Raw genomic sequence first — 17,809 nt, 5'->3', positions numbered from 1 at the left:
GTGGCCTTCGGTCTACCACCACTATCTCAAAATTCTACGATGGAGTAATCGAGCCATGTCTAAGGTTCTCTCTTCCCTTCCTACTGGCCAGAAAGTCGGTATTGCGTTCTCCGGTGGTCTCGACACCTCCTGCGCGGTCGCGTGGATGCGCGACAAGGGCGCTATCCCGTGCACCTACACGGCAGACATCGGGCAGTACGACGAGCCGGACATCGACGGCGTCGCCGCTCGCGCGAAGGAGTACGGTGCCGAGATCGCGCGCTTCGTCGACGCGAAGCGCCCGCTCGTCGAGCAGGGCTTCGTCGCGCTCGCGACCGGCGCGTTCAACGTGCGCTCAGGCGGCAAGACCTACTTCAACACCACACCTCTCGGCCGCGCGGTCACCGGAACGCTGCTGGTGCGCGCCATGAAGGAGGACGGCGTTGATATCTGGGGCGACGGCTCGACCTACAAGGGCAACGACATCGAGCGCTTCTATCGCTACGGGCTGATGGCGAACCCTGCGCTGCGCATCTACAAGCCGTGGCTCGACAAGCAGTTCGTGGAGGAGCTCGGCGGCCGCCAGGAGATGAGCGAGTGGCTCGTCGCACACGGCTACCCCTACCGCGACGCCACCGAGAAGGCCTACTCGACCGACGCCAACATCTGGGGCGCCACGCACGAGGCGAAGAGGCTCGAGTTCCTCGACACCGGCCTCGACATCGTCGATCCGATCATGGGCGTCGCCGCGTGGCGAGACGACGTCGAGGTGGCCACCGAGGAGGTGTCGGTGCGCTTCGAGGCGGGTCGCCCCGTCGCCATCAACGGCGTCGAGTTCGACGATCCCGTGGCGCTCGTGTACGAGGCGAACGCGATCGGCGGCCGCCACGGCCTGGGCGTCTCGGATCAGATCGAGAACCGCATCATCGAGGCGAAGTCGCGCGGCATCTACGAGGCTCCGGGCATGGCGCTGCTGCACATCGCATACGAGCGCCTCGTCAACGCGATCCACAACGAGAACACCCTCGCGTCGTACCACAACGACGGCCGAATGCTTGGTCGCCTTATGTATGAGGGGCGTTGGTTCGACCCGCAGGCGCTGATGCTGCGCGAGTCGCTGCAGCGTTGGGTCGGTTCGGCGATCACCGGCGAGGTCACGCTGCGCCTGCGTCGCGGCGACGACTACACGATCCTGAACACCGAGGGCTCGAACCTCAGCTACCACCCTGAGAAGCTCTCGATGGAGCGCACCGTGGGCGCGGCGTTCGGCCCCGAGGATCGCATCGGCCAGCTCACCATGCGCAACCTCGACATCGCCGACTCGCGCGCGCGCCTCGAGCAGTACGCGCAGCTCAGCCTCGTAGGTGGCGCGACGGCAGACCTCGTCGGTGAACTCGAATCTGGCGGCGCTGAAGCAATCGCAAGCGCTGTCGAAGGTATTGATGAGAATGCGGATGAGCTTGGCCTCGCGGCTGCATTTGATACAGGTACAGACTGAACCACGTTCTTACGCCAGGGCTACCGAAGATGGGCGGCCGTTAATCAAAAGTGGATCGAGGTTTCAGTCGAGCTCGTGCCGATAGGGGCATGAAACTGATTCGGCCTGGGTTTAGTTCCGACCTCTATACAAGGATGGGAAGACCATGCCGAGCAAATAGGACCCAGAGTTCCGGCAGCGTGCACTCCGGATGCTCGTCGAGGCGAAACCTGAGCACGAGTCGTTGATGGCGACGTGTCGTCACGTGGGCGGTCTGCTCAATGTCAGCCCGGAGACCCTGTGCGTGTGGCAGCGCCGCTACGAGGTTGATGCTGGCGAACGCCCCGGCACTTACACCAACGCACAAGCTGAAATTCGCCGTTTGCAGCGCTAGATGTACCCGGTCGGGACGTTGGTGACTGACGGATAGGGAGAAGGCCTCCATCATGAGTGGTGTCTAACGTCACTCAACCGAGGAGGCCTTCTCGTGTCCCACCGTAATGCCAAACTCACCCCCGCGGGCAGACTGATCCTGGTCCGGCGGATACTCTCAGGACGTCCCGTCGCGCACGTCGCGAAAGAAATGGGCGTCTCGCGTCAGTGTGCCCACCGCTGGATCGGCCGTTATCGCGACCAGGGGCTCTCTGGTCTGCACGAGCGTTCCTCACGACCCCATCGCTCGCCCGGCAGAACCCCGGCCCTGGTCGCGGAGCGTGTGCTGCGTATCCGGAGAGACGAACGGATCGGACGCGATGAGATCGCCACCAGGGCCGGGGTCAGCCCCGCAACAGTGTCGCGGATCATCGCCCGGGCCGGCCTGGCACCGCTGCATCAGCTCGACCCGGTCACCGGGATCAGGATCCGGGCCTCGCGTCGCACCAGCCACCGCTACGAGCGCGCTGCGCCGGGAGATCTCATCCACATCGACGTCAAGAAACTCGGCCGCGTCCCCGAGGGTGGCGGCTGGCGCGTGGACGGCCCCGATGTTATTGACCACAATCGCGGGCGCGGGCAGTCGAAGAAGCTCGGCATGGATCACGTGCACGTTGCTGTTGATGACCACTCACGCCTCGCCTACGCGCGGGTGCTCCCGGACGAGAAGGGAGCCACCTGCGTCGAGTTCCTCGCCGATGCTGCCGCGTTCTTCTCCGCCCACGGGGTCCAGGTCCGTGAGGTCATGACTGACAACGCACTGAACTATCGTCGTTCGCGGGATTTCCAGGCCGCGATCGCGGCGCTCAACGCGAAGCATGTCCTCACGAGGCCTCACTCGCCCTGGCAGAACGGGAAGGCCGAACGGTTCAACCGGACTCTGCAGGAAGGCTGGGCCTACCGGCGACCGTTCACATATAATCAAGAGCGGGTCGAGGCGCTCGGGCCCTGGCTCGACCACTACAACTATGATCGAGGCCATACCGCTTGCGGAGGCCGGCCCCCGATCAGCCGAGTGTCACCAACCCACTGACCGGGTACAGCTAGAACGCCGAGCTGCGAAAAGCGAACGCGGTGCTCAAAGCTGCGAGTGTGTTTTCGCGAAAGAACTCGACCGGCCATGAACGAAATGATCGCGTTCATTGATGAGCATCGTGATCGTTACGGGGGCGAGTTCCTCTGTCGCACACCCAAAGCGGCAGTTCGTGGATTCTCACCTCTCGCGGATACCGGGCAGCAAGACTCAGACCTGCCTCTGCAAAGCGTCTACGTGACGAGCTGCTCGTGCCCGAGAGCCTACGGCTCCACGCCAAGCATTACGGGCTCATCGGAATTGAGGGTGTAGGTGTGGCCTGAATCCTCCGGCCTCGAGTAACGATCGTGCGATGTAGTGAGTCAGGTTCCGGAATCCCAGAGCGGAACCACGAAGGTGCTCGAGCCGACCGTTGATCGCTTCGGTTGGCCCGTTCGAAGTCCGCGGATGATCGAAGTACGCGAGGATGTCTTCCCGGCGCCGGTCGAGCGTGTACGCGAGTTTGCGGAGCTCGATGAACCAGGCCGGCGTGGTCGCTTTCAGAGTGTCGATGAGTTCGCGCAGTCGCTTCCGCCCGAACCCGCCGTGCTTCTCTCGGTACGCTGCGACGACCTGCTGGTAGACCCGCCACGCCCGCCACACATCCGCATATGCCGGATCGGCGAACACTGCGTCGAGTCTGGCCTGCTGTTTCTCGGTCAGGAACGCTTCGCCCGTGCGCAGCACTCTCCGGATCGCGTAGAGCGGATCGCCGCGCCTCCCGCGATGCCCGAGCGTTTCCTGCTGCACTCGCTGTCTGACCCGATCAAGTGCATCACCGGAGAGCTGGACGACGTGGAACGGGTCCATCACCTCGACCGCGTCGGGCAGATGCTGCTTGGACGCGGTCTTGAACCCAGTGAACCCGTCCATCGCGACGATCTCGATCCCGTCACGCCAGGCCTGGGATCTCTGAGCAAGCCAGTCACTGAATACTTGTTTCGACCGACCCTCGACCATGTCCAGGAGCCTGGCCGGGCCTCGTTTCTCACGCACCGGGGTGAGATCGATGATCACCGTCACATACTTGTTGCCGCGGCGAGTATGCCGCCATACATGCTCGTCGACACCGATAGTGGTGACCCCGTCGAAACGACCGGGGTCATCGAGCAGTAAGCGGCGACCTTCGTTGAGGATCGCGGTGTTCGCAGTGTGCCAGGACACCCCGAGATTCGCGGCCGCACGTGCGACGGTGAGGTGATCGATCACGAGCGCCTCGAGCGCGTAGCGGACACCGGCACGAGAGATCTTCGCCCGGACAGGTGCCGCAGCAGTGGTGTCTTCCCGCCAGACTTTCCGGCACCAGGAGCACCGGAAACGGCGGATCCGGATGTTCAGGACCGTGGGGCGATGCCCGAAGGGCTCATGCGCGAGCGTTCGGGTGACGGTATCACGCAGGGTTCCCTCGGCCCCGCAACGACGGCACCAGGGGTCGGGTTCGTTGACACGACACTCGAGTACAGCCCGGCCTGGTTCGAGGCGTTGCCCGACCGCTTCCAGGCCGAGTTCATCCAGGCGGCAGAAAGCAGTGAGATCAGGGGTGCAGAAGGTAGCGTTGGACACGTCGAGGTCTTTCGGATGGGTAGTGTGAGAACTTCCATCATCGAGAGACCTCGATCTATTTCCCCGACACCACTCCGGGCGTACCGTCTACACCCTCAATTCCGAAGAGCCGCATTACGGCGGGTATGGGCGACGGAAGATGCATGCCCTCCTCAAGCGTGAAGGCTGGGAGATCGGCCGCGATCAGACTGAGCGGCTCATGAATCTGGCTGGTGTTCGCGGGGTGCGCCGGTCGAGGAAAGCAATCACTACGAGAATCGATCCGAACGATCGCTTACCCGGAGATCTCGTGAACCGGCAGTTCATTGCCGACGGGCCGAAACGGCTCTGGGTGTGCGACATCACTTATGTCGCGACCTGGTCGGGTTCGTGTGTGTCGTTCGTGACTGATGGGGTCTGCTGCACGTTTAGGTGACAGTTTGACCTGACCTACAGTCTGGTTTCCAGTCCCGGTCGCTAGCTTCAGGCGGATGTCAACTGCTTTGAGAGGGCGAGATCGAAGTCCGTGGGCGTTTGATAACCCAAGGACGAGTGCCTTCGTGTGCGATTGTAGAACACCTCGATGTATTCGAATATCGCGTTCGCGAGCTCGATCCGCGTCTTCCATTTCTTCCGGTTGAGCAGCTCGATCTGCATCGAGGACCAGAACGATTCCATCATCGCGTTGTCGAGCGCATCACCGACGGTTCCGAACGAAGGCAGAAGCCCTGCAGAGCGGACCTTCTGAGTGAAGGCCCAGGACGTGAACTGGACTCCGTGGTCGGCGTGAACGATGCCACCCGGGCCCGGCGTTCGCGCTCGGAGCGCCATGTCGAGCGCATTCACCACGAGAGTTGAATCCTGCTTGGAATCGATCGCCCACCCCACAATCTTCCGGCTGCATGCGTCAAGAACTGCCGCACAGAACACCTTTCCTTCCCGCGTGGGATGCTCTGTGATGTCCGTGACCCAGAGCTCGTTCGGCGACAGTCGGTGGAACTTGCGGTGCACGAGATCATCAGCGGTAGCCACACCCTTCAACCGTTTCACTCGCGTAGGACCGGGAAGCCCGTACATTCCACTTTTCGTCATCAGTACTGAGATCAGTCGACTCGAACACGGGATCTCCAAGCCGATGGTGAGCTCGGCGTGGATGCGACGGTACCCATAGGTTCCGCGCGAAGCCGTGTGGATTTCACGTATCAGGCCCGTGAGCCACTGCCTACGCAACTGCGTGGGGCTAGTTGGGCGTTTTCGATACCGGTAGTAGCCCTGCCTGGAGACACCTAAGAGTCGGCAACAAGTCTCTACGGGTGCCCCGGCATCGACGAGACGGTCGATCACCGGGTGGGCCCTTTTGGGTCGACGCGTTCCTCCTCGGAGAGCCATTTCGAAGCGCGTTTCACGATCTCAAGCTCTTGCTCGAGCTGTCTGATCCGGCCTCGTGCTGCTCGCAGCTCCGCGTCTTCGCTGGTAGATCTACCGGGCCTGCGGCCATAATCTATATCGTCTTGACGGAGCCACGAATGCAGCGTGACCTCGTGGATGCCAAGATCTGCAGCGGTTTGCTTGACCTGTCGGCCTTCTCGGACGAGCGCGATCGCGCGTGCACGGAACTCTGGCGGGTAGGGGCGTGGCATACGGGTGAGCCTTTCATGAAGGCCATCGACTAGCTACCCGGAGTGGAAACCAAACTGTGGGGCAGGTCAAACTGTCACCTAAACGTGCAGCAGACCCGAATGCCGAGGCGGGGCACGGGCTTCGTTTTCCAGAAGTTGCCGCCCGAGATGAGCGAAACCCTCTCTTCAAGGGTCATCTGACCGCACAGATGACGGTACCTTCGTTGAGCTCATGGTCACCATGGTAACGAGAGGCGGCCGCCCGCAGTTACCTCGTCGTCCTACCCCCAAAAAAGAACGCCTACTTACGGCAGGGGAACGGGTGCACCACTTAGGTGCCCGGCGTTGCCCTGCCGGCAACGCCGGGCTGCTAGCTGCGTTCGTGTCAGACCCAACGCGACAGCTACTTAAGTATCGGAATCTTTGAGCGATCGATCGTGGCCACCACAGCCGCGATGACCGTCACGCCGTAAATGATCTGCTGGGACCTGGCGTCGAGGCCGATCGCGGTGGGAACCATCCGCAGCACGACGAGCACCAATGAACCTATCAGCACATTCAAGGGGTTGGCGATGCCACCTGTCAGCGAACAACCGCCAATGATGGCAGCTGCGATAGCGGGAAGAAGAAGGGCGTCGATCTGCCCAGGGCCCGCGCTGAACGAGCCCGAAACAACGGTCAGTCCGGCAAATCCTGAGAACAGCCCTGATAGTGCGAACGCAAGGATCTTCATCCATCGCGTCTGCAGCCCTGCAAGCAGAGCGGCTCGCTCATTGAGCCCGACAGCGATGAGCGATTGGCCCAGCTTGGTGTACCTCAGCATCAACCATGACACCAGAGCAAGCACCACCGTCAGCCACACCGAGGGGGTAAATGGCCCAATCTTTTGCCCGGTGATCCACCCGACAAGGTCGTACCCAGCGCCGAATACTGAAAGCGTGGTCGCATCGGAGAGAATGAGCGCTGCAGCCTGCCAAAAGGCGAGCGAACCCAGGGTCACAATGAATGAGGGAATCTGCAGATAAGCGACGAGCCAGCCGTTCACACCCCCAATCACCGTAGCCGCGACGAGCACCACCACGACGCTAGACGGCCCGAGCGGCTCCACGACTTTCGCAAATAGCACTGCGGTGAAGGTGCCCACTGCCGCGCTGGAGAGGTCGATGCCACCGACCAGCAGCACGAACATCTGTCCGAGCGCGAGAATCGCGATAAGAGCAGAACCCTCAATGAGCACGTTCACGCTTGCCGCCGTGAAGAACGAGGGCTGAATAATCGCGGTGATCGCCACCAGAATAACGAGCATCCCAAACGGCACCACAGGCCTTAGAGATAGCTTCTTCTTCCACGCACTAGCCGCACTTTGGCCGGCAGAGGTGCGTTCAATTACGCGTGTCATACCATTTCCTTAATCAGATCAAGTGGGGTCGGCTTGTGCGTCCGAGGTGCATCGAACAGGGCGGTGACCATTCCGTCACGCATCACGAGCACCTTGTGCGCCAGTCCGATGCATTCCTGCAGCGTGTCACCGAGCACCAAGACCGCTACGCCTGATTCGCAAGCTTCACGTATGTGAGCGTAGATGTCCTGCTGCGCTCCGGGGTCGAGACCGCGCGTGGGGTGGTCGAGAATCAGCACGCGAACGTCCGGTTCGACCATCCAACGGGCAAAGGCTACTTTCTGCTGGTTTCCACCCGAGAGCGCGCCGATGTCGGCGTTCGGATCTGCGGGGCGAATATGCAGCCGATCGATCCAAGCGTTGCTGAGTTCACGCCTTCTTCGAGGGCTCTGGAACGGACCGAAGGCAATCGCCCGCGAGAAGATCATCGCTAGGTTCTGGCCGATCGACATTCCCGCTATTATGCCTTCAACTTTTCGTTCAGCCGGTACATACCCTACGCCCCGAGATATCGCTGTTCGGGGATTACCGGGCTTCAGTACTTCACCTTTGATTTTGATCTCGCCCGCGGTGTAGCCGTGGAGTCCGAAAATCGCACGTGCCACTTCTTCCCGACCTGACGCGTTCGTACCCACGATGGCTGCGACCTCGCCGGCATGAACGGTTAGATTTACGCCTTCGAAGGCACCGGGTGAAGTCAGTCCCGTCACCTGCAGCACCGCTTCGTCTTGCGGTTCAAGCTGCTGGTCCTCCATGTAGTGCAGGCCCGAAGCGTCCCTACCCACCATCAGGCGATAGAGTTCCTCCTCGGCGACCCCCTCGGTTTCCCGTTCCGCAACCACCTGTCCCCCGCGCATCACGTAGACGCGGTCGCAGAAATCCAGCACTTCATCGAGTCGGTGCGAGACAAAGATCACGGATCCGATCTCTCTCAGCGCCTCGACTTCCTTCTGCAGCACGGCGATGTCATCGCGTTCCAGCACCGAAGTGGGTTCGTCAAGCACGATGACCGGGCTGCCGGGAGCACCTGCGACTGCCTTCAGCGACTTCGCAATTTCTACCATCTGGCGTTCTGCGAACGAGAGCGAGTCTGTGCGGGCGTCAGGGTCAACGGTGCTGCTCACACGTGACAGGAAGGATCGTGTTTCAGCGCGCAGCTTCGACCATCGATACAAGCCCCAGCGGCCGACGTTCCCCTCAAACCCGAGGTTCAGGTTCTCCGTGACAGTGATCGAAGGAACCAGAGACTGCTCCTGGTGCACGACGCCGATGCCGAGCTTTCCCGCGTGACGCGGTCCGTTGACCTTTTGTTTCTTCCCCCCGATCACGATCTCGCCTGAGTCGGGTTGGTAGATACCTGCGAGAACCTTGAGCAGGGTTGACTTACCCGCGCCGTTCTCCCCGATAATCCCGACGACCTCGTTAGGTTTCACGCTCAGTGAGACCGATTCGAGTGCGGTCACCGCCCCGAAGCGCTTAGTGACGTCATTCAGCTGGAGTGCATACTCGGTCATTTTACGATCCTCAAGATAGAACGCTGCTTCCAACCTGCAATGCCGACGGCAGCGATGACGACCAGGCCTTGCACGGCTTGCTGGACATATGGGCTCACACCTGAAAGCACGAGGCCGTTCGCAAGCACCACGATGACCATCACGCCGATGAGCGAGTGGAGCATGCCGCCTCGGCCCCCACTGAGCAGGGTTCCGCCGAGCACCACCGCAGAGATTGTCGTGAAGAGCTGGCCTGTGCCAACTGCCGGCACACCGACGCCGAGTCGAATGCTTCCGAGCACCCCAGCGAATGCCGCGCAGGCGCCCGCGACCACAAATATCGCGATCTTGTATCGACCAATGTTGATGGGAGTCAGCCGGACAACGGCTTCGTCTCCGCCGATCGCATAGGCGTACCTTCCGAAGCGTGTCCACCGGGACACAACGACGCCAAGGATAATCACGCCGAGAGCGATGAAGAAGGAGTTGGAGATACCGAAGATCGTGCCGCTCGCCCACGCGATGTTGGCGCTCTCCGACAGGCGCGGGGTGCTCTGGTCGTACAACATTGAGGCAATGCCAAGACCGATGTACCAAACGCCCAGAGAAGACATGAAGGACGGTATCTTCAAGCGCACATGCGCGAAGCCGTTGAGGCCTCCCAGGAGAGCGCCGACAAGCAGCGCTCCCCCGATTGCCATCACTCCGAAGTCACTGTCATTGATGTTATTCGGCGACAACAGCACGAAGGTTAACGCACCCGCTGCCATCACGCCTTCGATCGACAGGTCGATACCACCAATAAGAATGACGAGAGTAGCCCCGACCGAAAGGATCAGAGGGATTGCCGCCTGATACAAAACGGTCTGAATGTTCTCGAGGCTCACGAACCGCGGGTTGATGACCGTAAAGACAACGATTAGCACAAGCAGCGTGACGATCGGTCCGATCGTGCTGGAATTCGCAGTTACTCCCTCTGCCTTCTTGGTTCGTTCTGCAGCTGGTGCTGCAACGTGGTGTGTCGTGGCCATAATGACTCCGGACTCAGAATTGAACGGACTTAGTTCTTCGGGCCGTCGGTGTTGAGAACACGGGCGTACAGGCCTTCATTCAGCGCAGCCACAATTTCTTCACCGGTCGGCGCCTCTGCATACTCGTGCGCGTTTGACTGGTCGATCGGGAAGCCCTGGATGACAACCTCACGCTGCTCGTTGGTGAGCGAGCTCACGTCGAGTTCGCCGGTTGCTGCGGCCAGGCCCATTGCCAGGCCCCAAGCGCCGAAGTACCACGGGTCAATAAAGGTGCTCGAGATGAGGTCGCCCGACTGCAAGAGCTCAATAGCCTCAGGGGTGCCGTCGGAGGCGCTGACGACCTTGATCTGATCGCTCAGTCCCGACTCCTTGACAGCCTGTACAGCACCGGTAGCAATGTCATCATTGGCGCCGAAGAAGCCCTTCAGTGCAGACCCGTGCTTGGCGATCATCTGCTTGGCAGCATCGTAAGAGAGGTTACGGTCCCAGTTCGTCACCTGCTCATCGAGCACGGTGATGCCGGGGTAGTTCTCAAGTGCCTTGAGCGCGCCTTCCTTGCGCTGCTTCTGCGGCGGGTTGTCCAGCACACCTGCGAGCATCACAACGCCGCCTTCGCCACCCATAGCCTCGGCAAGGTTTGTCATGCCACGCTCGCCGAACTCGACACCGTCGAAGTCAGCGTGTGCGACCCAGTTGTTACCGAAGTCCCAAGGATGCATATCGTCAGGCTTGTTCCAGCCGGTCACGAGGTAGCCGCCGCCCGCCTTCACGGCCTGAGCGATCGCGGGAACATCGGCGGAGGCGTCCGGGTCACCCATGACCAGAACAATCTTGCCCTCCTGCTTGCCCTGCGCGATGATCGATTGGATCTCCAGGAGCTGCTTGTTCGAGTCACCGTGCGCCAGCGCGACCTTGTGCTCGACGCCAATCGCATCAGCGTACTTCGTGGCACCGTCAACCCATGACGCGCCGTAAGCGTAGTCGATGCTGCGCTCGAACGTGATCATGATCACGTCATCCTTGGTGTACTGCTGCGCTTCTCCCTCTGCTTCGCCGCCTGCAGTCGAGGTGCAGGCCGACAAGCCAAGCGAGCCAGCCAGTGCCAGCGCACCCAGCGCACGCCAGGCACGACGGCCGATTCCCGCCTTCGCCGTTGAGGGCGTATTGAACTTCATGATGATGGACCTCCTAAGTCCGTGTTGTGGTGTTCGTAGATGGAAATAAACTTGTCCGAGCCTGGCGTATTGGGCCATCTCTGTCGGGGCCGCGCGGATGGTGGCAGGGGCAAGGAACCCATTTCGCGCGAGTCACCGAATGATGATCTTGATTAAGCGGACATCAGCGTCCTCCACTTTCGAGAAACTCACGAGAGAAATGCACCCTCTCGCTTTGCGAATTGCGTTCAAGATAGAGCACCAAAGCGCGTACTATAATGTTCATATAGGCCACTGTCATTGTCTGTTTATGTGCATGTATGCCATTGATGTGCAAGATGAAACGACGGTCTGCGGCGCACCCCATCACCCGCATCTTCGAATCGGGTAGCGTAAAGTTCACTACCACCTAAGCCTGCGGAAGATGCGATTCTCAGCCGCATACTGAGAGCCCGATCAGAAGACGATCACCTGCCGAAGCACTCGACCGTCGGCGAGATCATCCATCGCCTCGTTAGCTCCCTGTAGCTCAACGTGCCCAGAGATGAGGGACTCGAGGGGAAGACGGCCCTCACGCCACAAACGCACATAATGCGGAATGTCTCGGGACGGAACTGCTGATCCAAGGTAGCTACCGATGATCGTTCGCGCCTCCGCGGTCACAGCAACCGGCGAGATCCGACTTATGGCGTCTTCCGCGGGCAACCCAACCGTGACAGTGCGACCACCGGGCGCCGTCAACGCAAACGCAGCTTCAAACGCAAACTGATGGCCAGCCGCCTCAATGACCAGCTCCGCCCGCAAGTTCGATTTCAGGGCGTCCTCGGGCGTCAGCGCACGCTCAGCGCCCAACTCGAGGGCATGCTGCAGCTTTTCCGGGTTAACGTCAACCGCAATCACTGGACCCGCGTTGAGCGCAACGGCTACGAGGAGTGCGGCGGTGCCGACGCCCCCCATTCCAACAACGATCGTCGTCTCCCCCTGAGCCGGCCGGCCCGCGTTGATCACCGCACCGCCTCCCGTGAGCACCGCGCACCCGAGAACCGCTGCGACATCTGGAGGAACGTCAGCATCAACCGGCACGACAGAACGCGCGTCAACGACCGCGTGCGTCGCAAACGCCGACACGCCAAGGTGGTGCTCTACAGACCCAGAGGATCGTCGAATGCGACGCCCGCCCGAAAGCAAGGTTCCTGCCGCATTCGCCGCGCTCCCGTCTACGCAGGGCAATCGCCCCCCAGTTTCACATGCCGTGCACACGCCACACCTCGGCAAGAATGTGATCACGACTCGCTCTCCGACATGAACCCCGGTCACCCCGGCTCCGACCAATTCGACGATCCCCGCCGCTTCATGCCCCAAGAGCATCGGCAGGGGCCGTGGCCGGTCACCGTTCACGACAGAGAGGTCGGAGTGACAGATTCCGGCCGCCTCAATCCGAACAAGCAACTCGCCCTCGCCCGGAAGATCGAGCTCGAGTTCGTCGACCGAGATTGGCCTGCTCGCGGTGTATGGACGCGGGGCACCGCTTCGCTCCAGCACCGCACCGAGAATGCGCATTGACTGTTTCTCGCCGTGTGCGTCGGAGGGGGCGGACGAAGCAGTTGGGGCATCGATTGACATGGTGATTCCTGTTCGTCAGTGTGCGAGAGTTCCGGGAACGGTCAAAGTGCACGGTCGATCCCGAGCCGTTCAAGGCGTGTTCAAAACGGCTAGGTGCCAGATGCATGGTGTCACACACCAGAGGGCAGCGGCACAACTTAGCGGTTGCGTGGGATCCAGCGCCCGGTCTGGCTCCCACGCCAATCAACTACAGAGAGAAGTCGACAACGGAACGGCCGTGGGCGCGTCCCGAACGGAGTTCGTCGATGATGTCGTTGAGCTCATCGAACCTGCGAGCGGTGACCGTTGGTTTCACGAGGCCGCGCGTGTGGTAGTCGATCGACTCCTCGATGTCCTTGCGCGTGCCGACGGTACTGCCGAGCAGCGTGAGACCGCGTGCGGCCACGTCATACATGTGCACAGACACGGCGGATGCGGGGATGCCGATGCAGATCACGGTTCCGTGCTTACGAACAACCTGGATCGCAAGTTCGTAGGCACTCGGGTGAGTGGCCGAAACAAACACTGTAGCGGGGCCGCCGGGAATCCGAGCAGTGATCTGTTCGGCCGCGTCAGCGTCACGCGAGTTCACAACGAACTCGGCGCCGTGCTCTTGCGCCAGTTCCAGCGCATCGCTGTTGATATCGACAGCGACCACTCGGTAACCCATCGCTCGGGCGTACTGAACGGCCAGGTGTCCAAGCCCACCGACTCCGACCACCGCAACCCATGAACCGGGAGTCGCAGAAGCCTGCTTCAGGCCCTTGTACACTGTCACGCCGGCGCACAGCAGCGGAGCCACCTCGAGCACATCTGCGCCCTCGGGAATTCGGGCCGCGTACTTCGTGTCGACCACCATGTAATGCGCGAAAGAACCATCGATGTGATAGCCGTGGATCGTGAGATTGTCGCAGAGCGTCTCCCAGCCGTCCTGGCAAAAGCTGCACTCACCGCAAGCGCGGTTGTTCCAGCCGATGCCGAGCAGTTCGCCGATCTCGACTCCCTGCACTTCAGAACCGAGCGCGACGACCTCACCGATGCCCTCGTGACCGGGAACGCTTGGCAGTGGCGGCGGTACGAGCCAGTCTCCATCGACAGTGTGCACGTCAGAATGGCAGACACCGGTAGCACGGAGCTTGATGAGCGCCTCGCGCGGGCCGAGCTGCGGCGCCTCCCGCTCGTCAAAGGTCATCGGCCCACCAACGTTGTGGACGACTGCGGCCTGATAATTAATGGTCATGGTCTGGCTTCCTTCCTCATGACACTTCTTGTGTGTTAGATGCTGGGCGTTGGGAGCGCTCAGTGCTTTGGAATACTGAGGGCTTGAATCTCGGTGAAGAGAAGGACTCCCTCATCACCGAACTCGGTGCCAACACCCGACTGTTTTTGGCCACCGAACGGCACGTCGGGGTAGAGCGCGAAGTGCTCATTGATCCAGACCGAGCCGCTCTCAAGCTGATCGGCGACCTCGACTGCACGATCAATGTCGCTGCTCCAGACTGAGTTGCCGAGACCGTAGATGGTGTCATTGATGAGCTCGATAGCTTCGTCGACATCGTCGTAGGCGATGATCGAACGTACCGGCCCAAACGTCTCTTCACGGATCAGGGTGCTATTCGGATCAACGTCCCGCACCACTGTAGGCGGCACGAAGTACCCGGGTCCCTCCGGAATGCTGCCACCCGCGATGACCGCGCCATCACGATGTGCCACTTCCACATATGACTTCGCAGCTTCGTACTGTCGCGAGTGAGCTAGGGGCCCGAACTCAGTCAATGGATCGAGCCCGTGTCCGATTTTCGCGTTGTTCGCAATGCCAGCGAACACCTCGCAGAACTCGTCGTACCGCGCACGCGGCACAAAGATTCGCTTGATGTTGATGCAGACTTGCCCCGTATTCAAGAAAGCCCAAGGGAAGATGCCGCGCGCGACTTCCGCGATGTCAGCGTCATCGAGCACGAGCGCTGCATCGTTCCCACCGAGTTCAAGCACCACATGGCGAAGCGTCGCGGCGGAATCTCCGAGCACCCGTCGCCCAGCAGCCGTCGAGCCCGTGAACGACACCTTGCCGACTCCCGGGTGGGCGACGAGCACTGGGCCCGCGTCACCACCGTCGCCGATAACGTTCACGACCCCGGCTGGAACGATGTCGGCGATGATCTCCCCGAGCAGGAGGCCGTTCAGTGGCGAGGTGGGTGCGGGCTTCAGCACCACGGTGTTGCCGGTCAGCACGGCAGGAACCAGCTTGTAAACCGACTGGAAGAAGGGGAAGTTCCATGGCACGATGGCCGCGACGACCCCGATCGGCTTGCGTCGAACCTCGACCCGTACAGTTTCGTCTTCTCGCGCGATGAGGGGCGTGAGAATGCGGGTCACGTCAGCTGCCGTGTCGCGAGCCCAGGTCAGCGCCAGGTCCACATCGCCAAGGGCGGCCTCGTAGGGCTTGCCCATTTCGAGCGTCGTAAGCTGCGCGATATCGTCACGGTGTTGCTCGATGCGCTCGATGATGCTCTGAACGATCGCGATTCGCTCCGAGAGGTCAGTTTTCCGCCAGGTCGCGAAGGCCCGCTTCGCTGCGTCCACGGCCTGGTCAATCTGCGCGTTGTCGGCAACGGGCACGGTCGCAATAGTGAGTTCCGTCGCAGGGTCAATGACGCCCTGAGAGGTCGCGCCCGCAACGAGTTCGCCATCAATTAACTGAGAGAACCGTCGCGATCGAAGTGAGGCTACGGCGTCAGACGCGATGCGCTCCGCCCGTGCCCCGATTGAATCATCCAGTATCGATGGTGACGACATTATTGCTCCTCGTTCTGGCGCCCTCAGGGCGACGACTCTGTCACCTGGATTCCAGGCAGCATCAACACTAGGATCAGACAGGGCGATGTAGTATGGGCAGGGTGAACACAGATCGACATCAAACATGTTCGGAGTGGCCATAATGAACAGAGGTCGCGGAGTGGATAGGGTTCTGCCCTACCTCAAGCTCCTGCTGCGCGGAGTTTCCCAAGAGGAGCTCATCGCCGAAACACGGAGCGCCGTCGAGCGCGGGGATTTGCCCGCGGACGGCGCTGACGATCTTTGCGACCTCAACCGTCGCCTCGCCCGCTCGAAGCTTCGAGAAGACCTGCTGCGTGTACTGCACGACACCGCAACCAACCTCGGCCACTCCGGGGACGTCGAAGAGGTGCTCTTCGCAATCGTCCGGCGCGTACGAATACTGACTGGCAGCGACATCGGGTACATCGCACTCAACGACCTGGAGACGAACGAGGTCTACATTCGCAAGTGCGACGGGGTAAATACCGAAGCGTACCGCACGCTGCGACTACCGATCGGAATTGGCGTCATTGGCCGAGCTGCCACTGGCATTGCACCATTCACGACCTCGGATTATCTTGACGACCCAACCTTTGACCATCTCAGCTTCGCTGACCGAGCCGTCAGGGGCGAGGGCGTGCGCTCAATCCTAGCTGTGCCGATGAATCTCCGCGGCAAGGTGATTGGCGCCCTCCTCATTTCCGATCGAAGCCCGCGTCAATACACCTCCGAAATGTTTGAGCTCGTCGATACGCTGGCAAAGCATGCTTCGGTTGCGCTCGATAACGTGCAACGCTTCTCGAACGTCAACGAGACCCTCAAGCGGCTGAGTGAGGAGCAACGCACTGGCACCGAACTTCTCGAAGCAGTGTCGGCTCTCGTGGAGCTGGACGACCATCTCATCACGCGGGTCACGGTCGGCGACGGTCTTGACGGTCTGCTTCAGCTCGCCGCGCGAGTCTTCAGCGCCAAAGTAACGATCCTAGACGCTGCACACGGTGTACTCGCAACAACCAAAGCCCCCGCGGAAAACAGCGAAGAGCCTTCTGACCCGAACCCAACACTCATCGGTGCAACAACCCGGGAGACGATTGATCGGGCATTCGCTCTCGCGGAACCCCAGGTTTACGCGGAAGATGGGTTCGAGCAAACTATCGCATGCAGTGAGGTCGCCGGGAACCACTATGCGACACTCATTGTGCGCAAACGCCTAGATACGGCAGAGTGCGCGCTACTCAAGCGGCTCGTCGCGTTCCTACCAATTGCAAAACGCCTCGACCTTGACCTCGACGCAAACCGCGCAAACAAGCTTCTGCAATCAGCACTCATGGACGCACTCCTTCGCGACGGCGAGCAAACACAGGAGACGAAGCGACGCGCGACCCGATACGGTATCAGTTCCGGGGAACCGGTCATGGTCCTGACGATCAGCGCCCACTCCGCTGATCCCGCCCGCATCGAGTCCGCGATCGTGAAGGGCCTCGGTGCAAGAACAGCACTCATCTCACAGCACATCACCGGGAACCAGGACCATACACACACCTGCGTCATCGCGTCAGGGTACGAGAGAATCGCAAACGTAATTCGCTACGAACTCGAGAAACGCTCCATTGAGGCCGTGATCGGTCGAGCAGGCCCCGTGCTAGATCTCGCGTCCATCCCTGCTGCACACATTCGCGCCGAGCGGGGCATGTCCGCTCTTCTCGGGACGGGTGTACGCAATGGAATGCTCGACGGCGACATGCTCGGCGCGACCGGCGCGTTGCTCGATGCCTGCCGCACCCCAGAGAGTCGAGATGCGCTGACCGCAGCCATTCGACCCTTGCTCGACTACGACAGAACCCACGGGACTGAGCTCACCATGACCGCGTGGACGTTCCTGGACTCAGAATCAAACGCCGTTCGCACGGCCGAAGAACTCTTCATTCATCGAAACACCGTCCGTCAAAGACTCGCCCAGATAGATCGGTTGGTCCCGGATTGGCGTGAACGGCCTCGACGCCTCGATATGCAAATTGCTTTGCAGACGTGGCGGCTCACCGCTGGTTCACAGGGTCAAATGAGTCCGGTCTCCTGGGCGAGGTGAATCGGCTCTCGCCCCCGTTACTTTGTTCGTAGCTCCTGACCCGCGAGGATGAGGAGCAAGGCAGCCAGCCGGGACCGGCATGATTGTTGCCCCCTGTCGTACCAAT

General features: G+C 61.0%; 13 protein-coding genes and 2 pseudogenes. 6 read left to right on the top strand and 9 right to left on the bottom strand.

Annotation, left to right across the window (positions count from 1 at the left end; translation table 11 throughout):
- Window positions 1-55: 55 nt before the first annotated feature.
- The 3 genes and pseudogenes from argG to ACIGCK_RS14295 all read left to right on the top strand — a co-directional run bounded on the left by argG (window position 56) and on the right by ACIGCK_RS14295 (window position 2,921).
- Entirely contained in the window at window positions 56-1,477 is a 1,422-nt protein-coding gene (argG, locus tag ACIGCK_RS14305) for an argininosuccinate synthase (RefSeq protein ID WP_396666910.1), read from the top strand.
- A gap of 175 nt (window positions 1,478-1,652) precedes the next feature.
- Window positions 1,653-1,850 (top strand): annotated as a pseudogene (locus ACIGCK_RS14300) (IS3 family transposase); the annotation flags it as partial.
- Window positions 1,851-1,943: 93 nt separating this feature from the next.
- Window positions 1,944-2,921 carry an IS481 family transposase gene (locus ACIGCK_RS14295; RefSeq protein ID WP_396666909.1) on the top strand — a complete coding sequence of 326 codons (978 nt, stop codon included), beginning with the start codon at window positions 1,944-1,946 and terminating at the stop codon, window positions 2,919-2,921.
- 291 nt (window positions 2,922-3,212) lie between these two features.
- Here the strand turns inward: ACIGCK_RS14295 and ACIGCK_RS14290 are convergent, their stop codons facing one another.
- Window positions 3,213-4,523 (bottom strand): ISL3 family transposase, encoded by a 1,311-nt coding sequence (locus ACIGCK_RS14290; RefSeq protein ID WP_396666908.1) that lies wholly within the window; start codon window positions 4,521-4,523, stop codon window positions 3,213-3,215.
- Window positions 4,524-4,647: 124 nt separating this feature from the next.
- Between ACIGCK_RS14290 and ACIGCK_RS14285 the strand changes: the two are divergent.
- A pseudogene (locus ACIGCK_RS14285) lies at window positions 4,648-4,938 on the top strand (IS3 family transposase); the annotation flags it as partial.
- Between the two features lie 47 nt (window positions 4,939-4,985).
- Here ACIGCK_RS14285 and ACIGCK_RS14280 read toward each other — a convergent pair.
- Window positions 4,986-6,103 (bottom strand): IS3 family transposase gene (locus tag ACIGCK_RS14280; RefSeq protein WP_396666929.1). Its coding sequence is split into 2 segments (ribosomal slippage): window positions 4,986-5,866 and window positions 5,866-6,103, totalling 1,119 coding nucleotides; the frame shifts between segments, so codons are not numbered across the junction.
- Between ACIGCK_RS14280 and ACIGCK_RS14275 the strand changes: the two genes are divergently transcribed.
- On the top strand, window positions 6,044-6,175 hold the full coding sequence (locus tag ACIGCK_RS14275) for a hypothetical protein (RefSeq protein WP_396666931.1): 132 nt from the start codon (window positions 6,044-6,046) through the stop codon (window positions 6,173-6,175). The genes ACIGCK_RS14280 and ACIGCK_RS14275 overlap by 60 nt on opposite strands.
- A gap of 349 nt (window positions 6,176-6,524) precedes the next feature.
- Here the strand turns inward: ACIGCK_RS14275 and ACIGCK_RS14270 are convergent, their stop codons facing one another.
- The 7 genes from ACIGCK_RS14270 to ACIGCK_RS14240 all read right to left on the bottom strand — a co-directional run bounded on the left by ACIGCK_RS14270 (window position 6,525) and on the right by ACIGCK_RS14240 (window position 15,596).
- Window positions 6,525-7,520 carry an ABC transporter permease gene (locus tag ACIGCK_RS14270; protein ID WP_396666907.1) on the bottom strand — a complete coding sequence of 332 codons (996 nt, stop codon included), beginning with the start codon at window positions 7,518-7,520 and terminating at the stop codon, window positions 6,525-6,527.
- Window positions 7,517-9,034, bottom strand: coding sequence for a sugar ABC transporter ATP-binding protein (locus tag ACIGCK_RS14265; RefSeq protein ID WP_396666906.1), 1,518 nt, complete (start codon window positions 9,032-9,034; stop codon window positions 7,517-7,519). Before ACIGCK_RS14265 ends, ACIGCK_RS14270 begins: the two co-directional genes overlap by 4 nt.
- Complete coding sequence (locus tag ACIGCK_RS14260) at window positions 9,031-10,044, bottom strand: ABC transporter permease (RefSeq protein ID WP_396666905.1); 1,014 nt, start codon at window positions 10,042-10,044, stop codon at window positions 9,031-9,033. Before ACIGCK_RS14260 ends, ACIGCK_RS14265 begins: the two co-directional genes overlap by 4 nt.
- Window positions 10,045-10,073: 29 nt before the next feature.
- Window positions 10,074-11,219: a sugar ABC transporter substrate-binding protein gene (locus ACIGCK_RS14255; RefSeq protein WP_396666904.1), complete on the bottom strand. Its 1,146-nt coding sequence runs from the start codon at window positions 11,217-11,219 to the stop codon at window positions 10,074-10,076.
- A 435-nt stretch (window positions 11,220-11,654) separates the two neighbouring features.
- Window positions 11,655-12,758, bottom strand: coding sequence for an alcohol dehydrogenase catalytic domain-containing protein (locus ACIGCK_RS14250; RefSeq protein ID WP_396666928.1), 1,104 nt, complete (start codon window positions 12,756-12,758; stop codon window positions 11,655-11,657).
- Window positions 12,759-13,008: 250 nt separating this feature from the next.
- Window positions 13,009-14,040 (bottom strand): zinc-dependent alcohol dehydrogenase, encoded by a 1,032-nt coding sequence (locus ACIGCK_RS14245; protein ID WP_396666903.1) that lies wholly within the window; start codon window positions 14,038-14,040, stop codon window positions 13,009-13,011.
- A gap of 59 nt (window positions 14,041-14,099) precedes the next feature.
- Entirely contained in the window at window positions 14,100-15,596 is a 1,497-nt protein-coding gene (locus ACIGCK_RS14240) for an aldehyde dehydrogenase family protein (RefSeq protein WP_396666902.1), read from the bottom strand.
- Window positions 15,597-15,756: 160 nt separating this feature from the next.
- Between ACIGCK_RS14240 and ACIGCK_RS14235 the strand changes: the two genes are divergently transcribed.
- Window positions 15,757-17,703, top strand: coding sequence for a helix-turn-helix domain-containing protein (locus ACIGCK_RS14235; RefSeq protein ID WP_396666901.1), 1,947 nt, complete (start codon window positions 15,757-15,759; stop codon window positions 17,701-17,703).
- The last annotated feature ends 106 nt before the right edge of the window (window positions 17,704-17,809 follow it).

It is taken from the genome of Microbacterium sp. NPDC078428 (genome assembly GCF_044542535.1).
Lineage (GTDB): Bacteria > Actinomycetota > Actinomycetes > Actinomycetales > Microbacteriaceae > Microbacterium > Microbacterium limosum.
This window is presented reverse-complemented; position numbering and strand designations above follow the sequence as displayed.

What these genes read in the sequence shown, in the direction of transcription:
- argG (WP_396666910.1), top strand. Translation starts at nt 56, where the DNA reads ATGTCTAAGGTTCTCTCTTCCCTTCCTACTGGCCAGAAAGTCGGTATT.
- ACIGCK_RS14270 (WP_396666907.1), bottom strand. Translation starts at nt 7,520, where the DNA reads ATGACACGCGTAATTGAACGCACCTCTGCCGGCCAAAGTGCGGCTAGT.
- ACIGCK_RS14265 (WP_396666906.1), bottom strand. Translation starts at nt 9,034, where the DNA reads ATGACCGAGTATGCACTCCAGCTGAATGACGTCACTAAGCGCTTCGGG.
- ACIGCK_RS14260 (WP_396666905.1), bottom strand. Translation starts at nt 10,044, where the DNA reads ATGGCCACGACACACCACGTTGCAGCACCAGCTGCAGAACGAACCAAG.
- ACIGCK_RS14255 (WP_396666904.1), bottom strand. Translation starts at nt 11,219, where the DNA reads ATGAAGTTCAATACGCCCTCAACGGCGAAGGCGGGAATCGGCCGTCGT.
- ACIGCK_RS14250 (WP_396666928.1), bottom strand. Translation starts at nt 12,758, where the DNA reads ATGCGCATTCTCGGTGCGGTGCTGGAGCGAAGCGGTGCCCCGCGTCCA.
- ACIGCK_RS14245 (WP_396666903.1), bottom strand. Translation starts at nt 14,040, where the DNA reads ATGACCATTAATTATCAGGCCGCAGTCGTCCACAACGTTGGTGGGCCG.
- ACIGCK_RS14240 (WP_396666902.1), bottom strand. Translation starts at nt 15,596, where the DNA reads ATGTCGTCACCATCGATACTGGATGATTCAATCGGGGCACGGGCGGAG.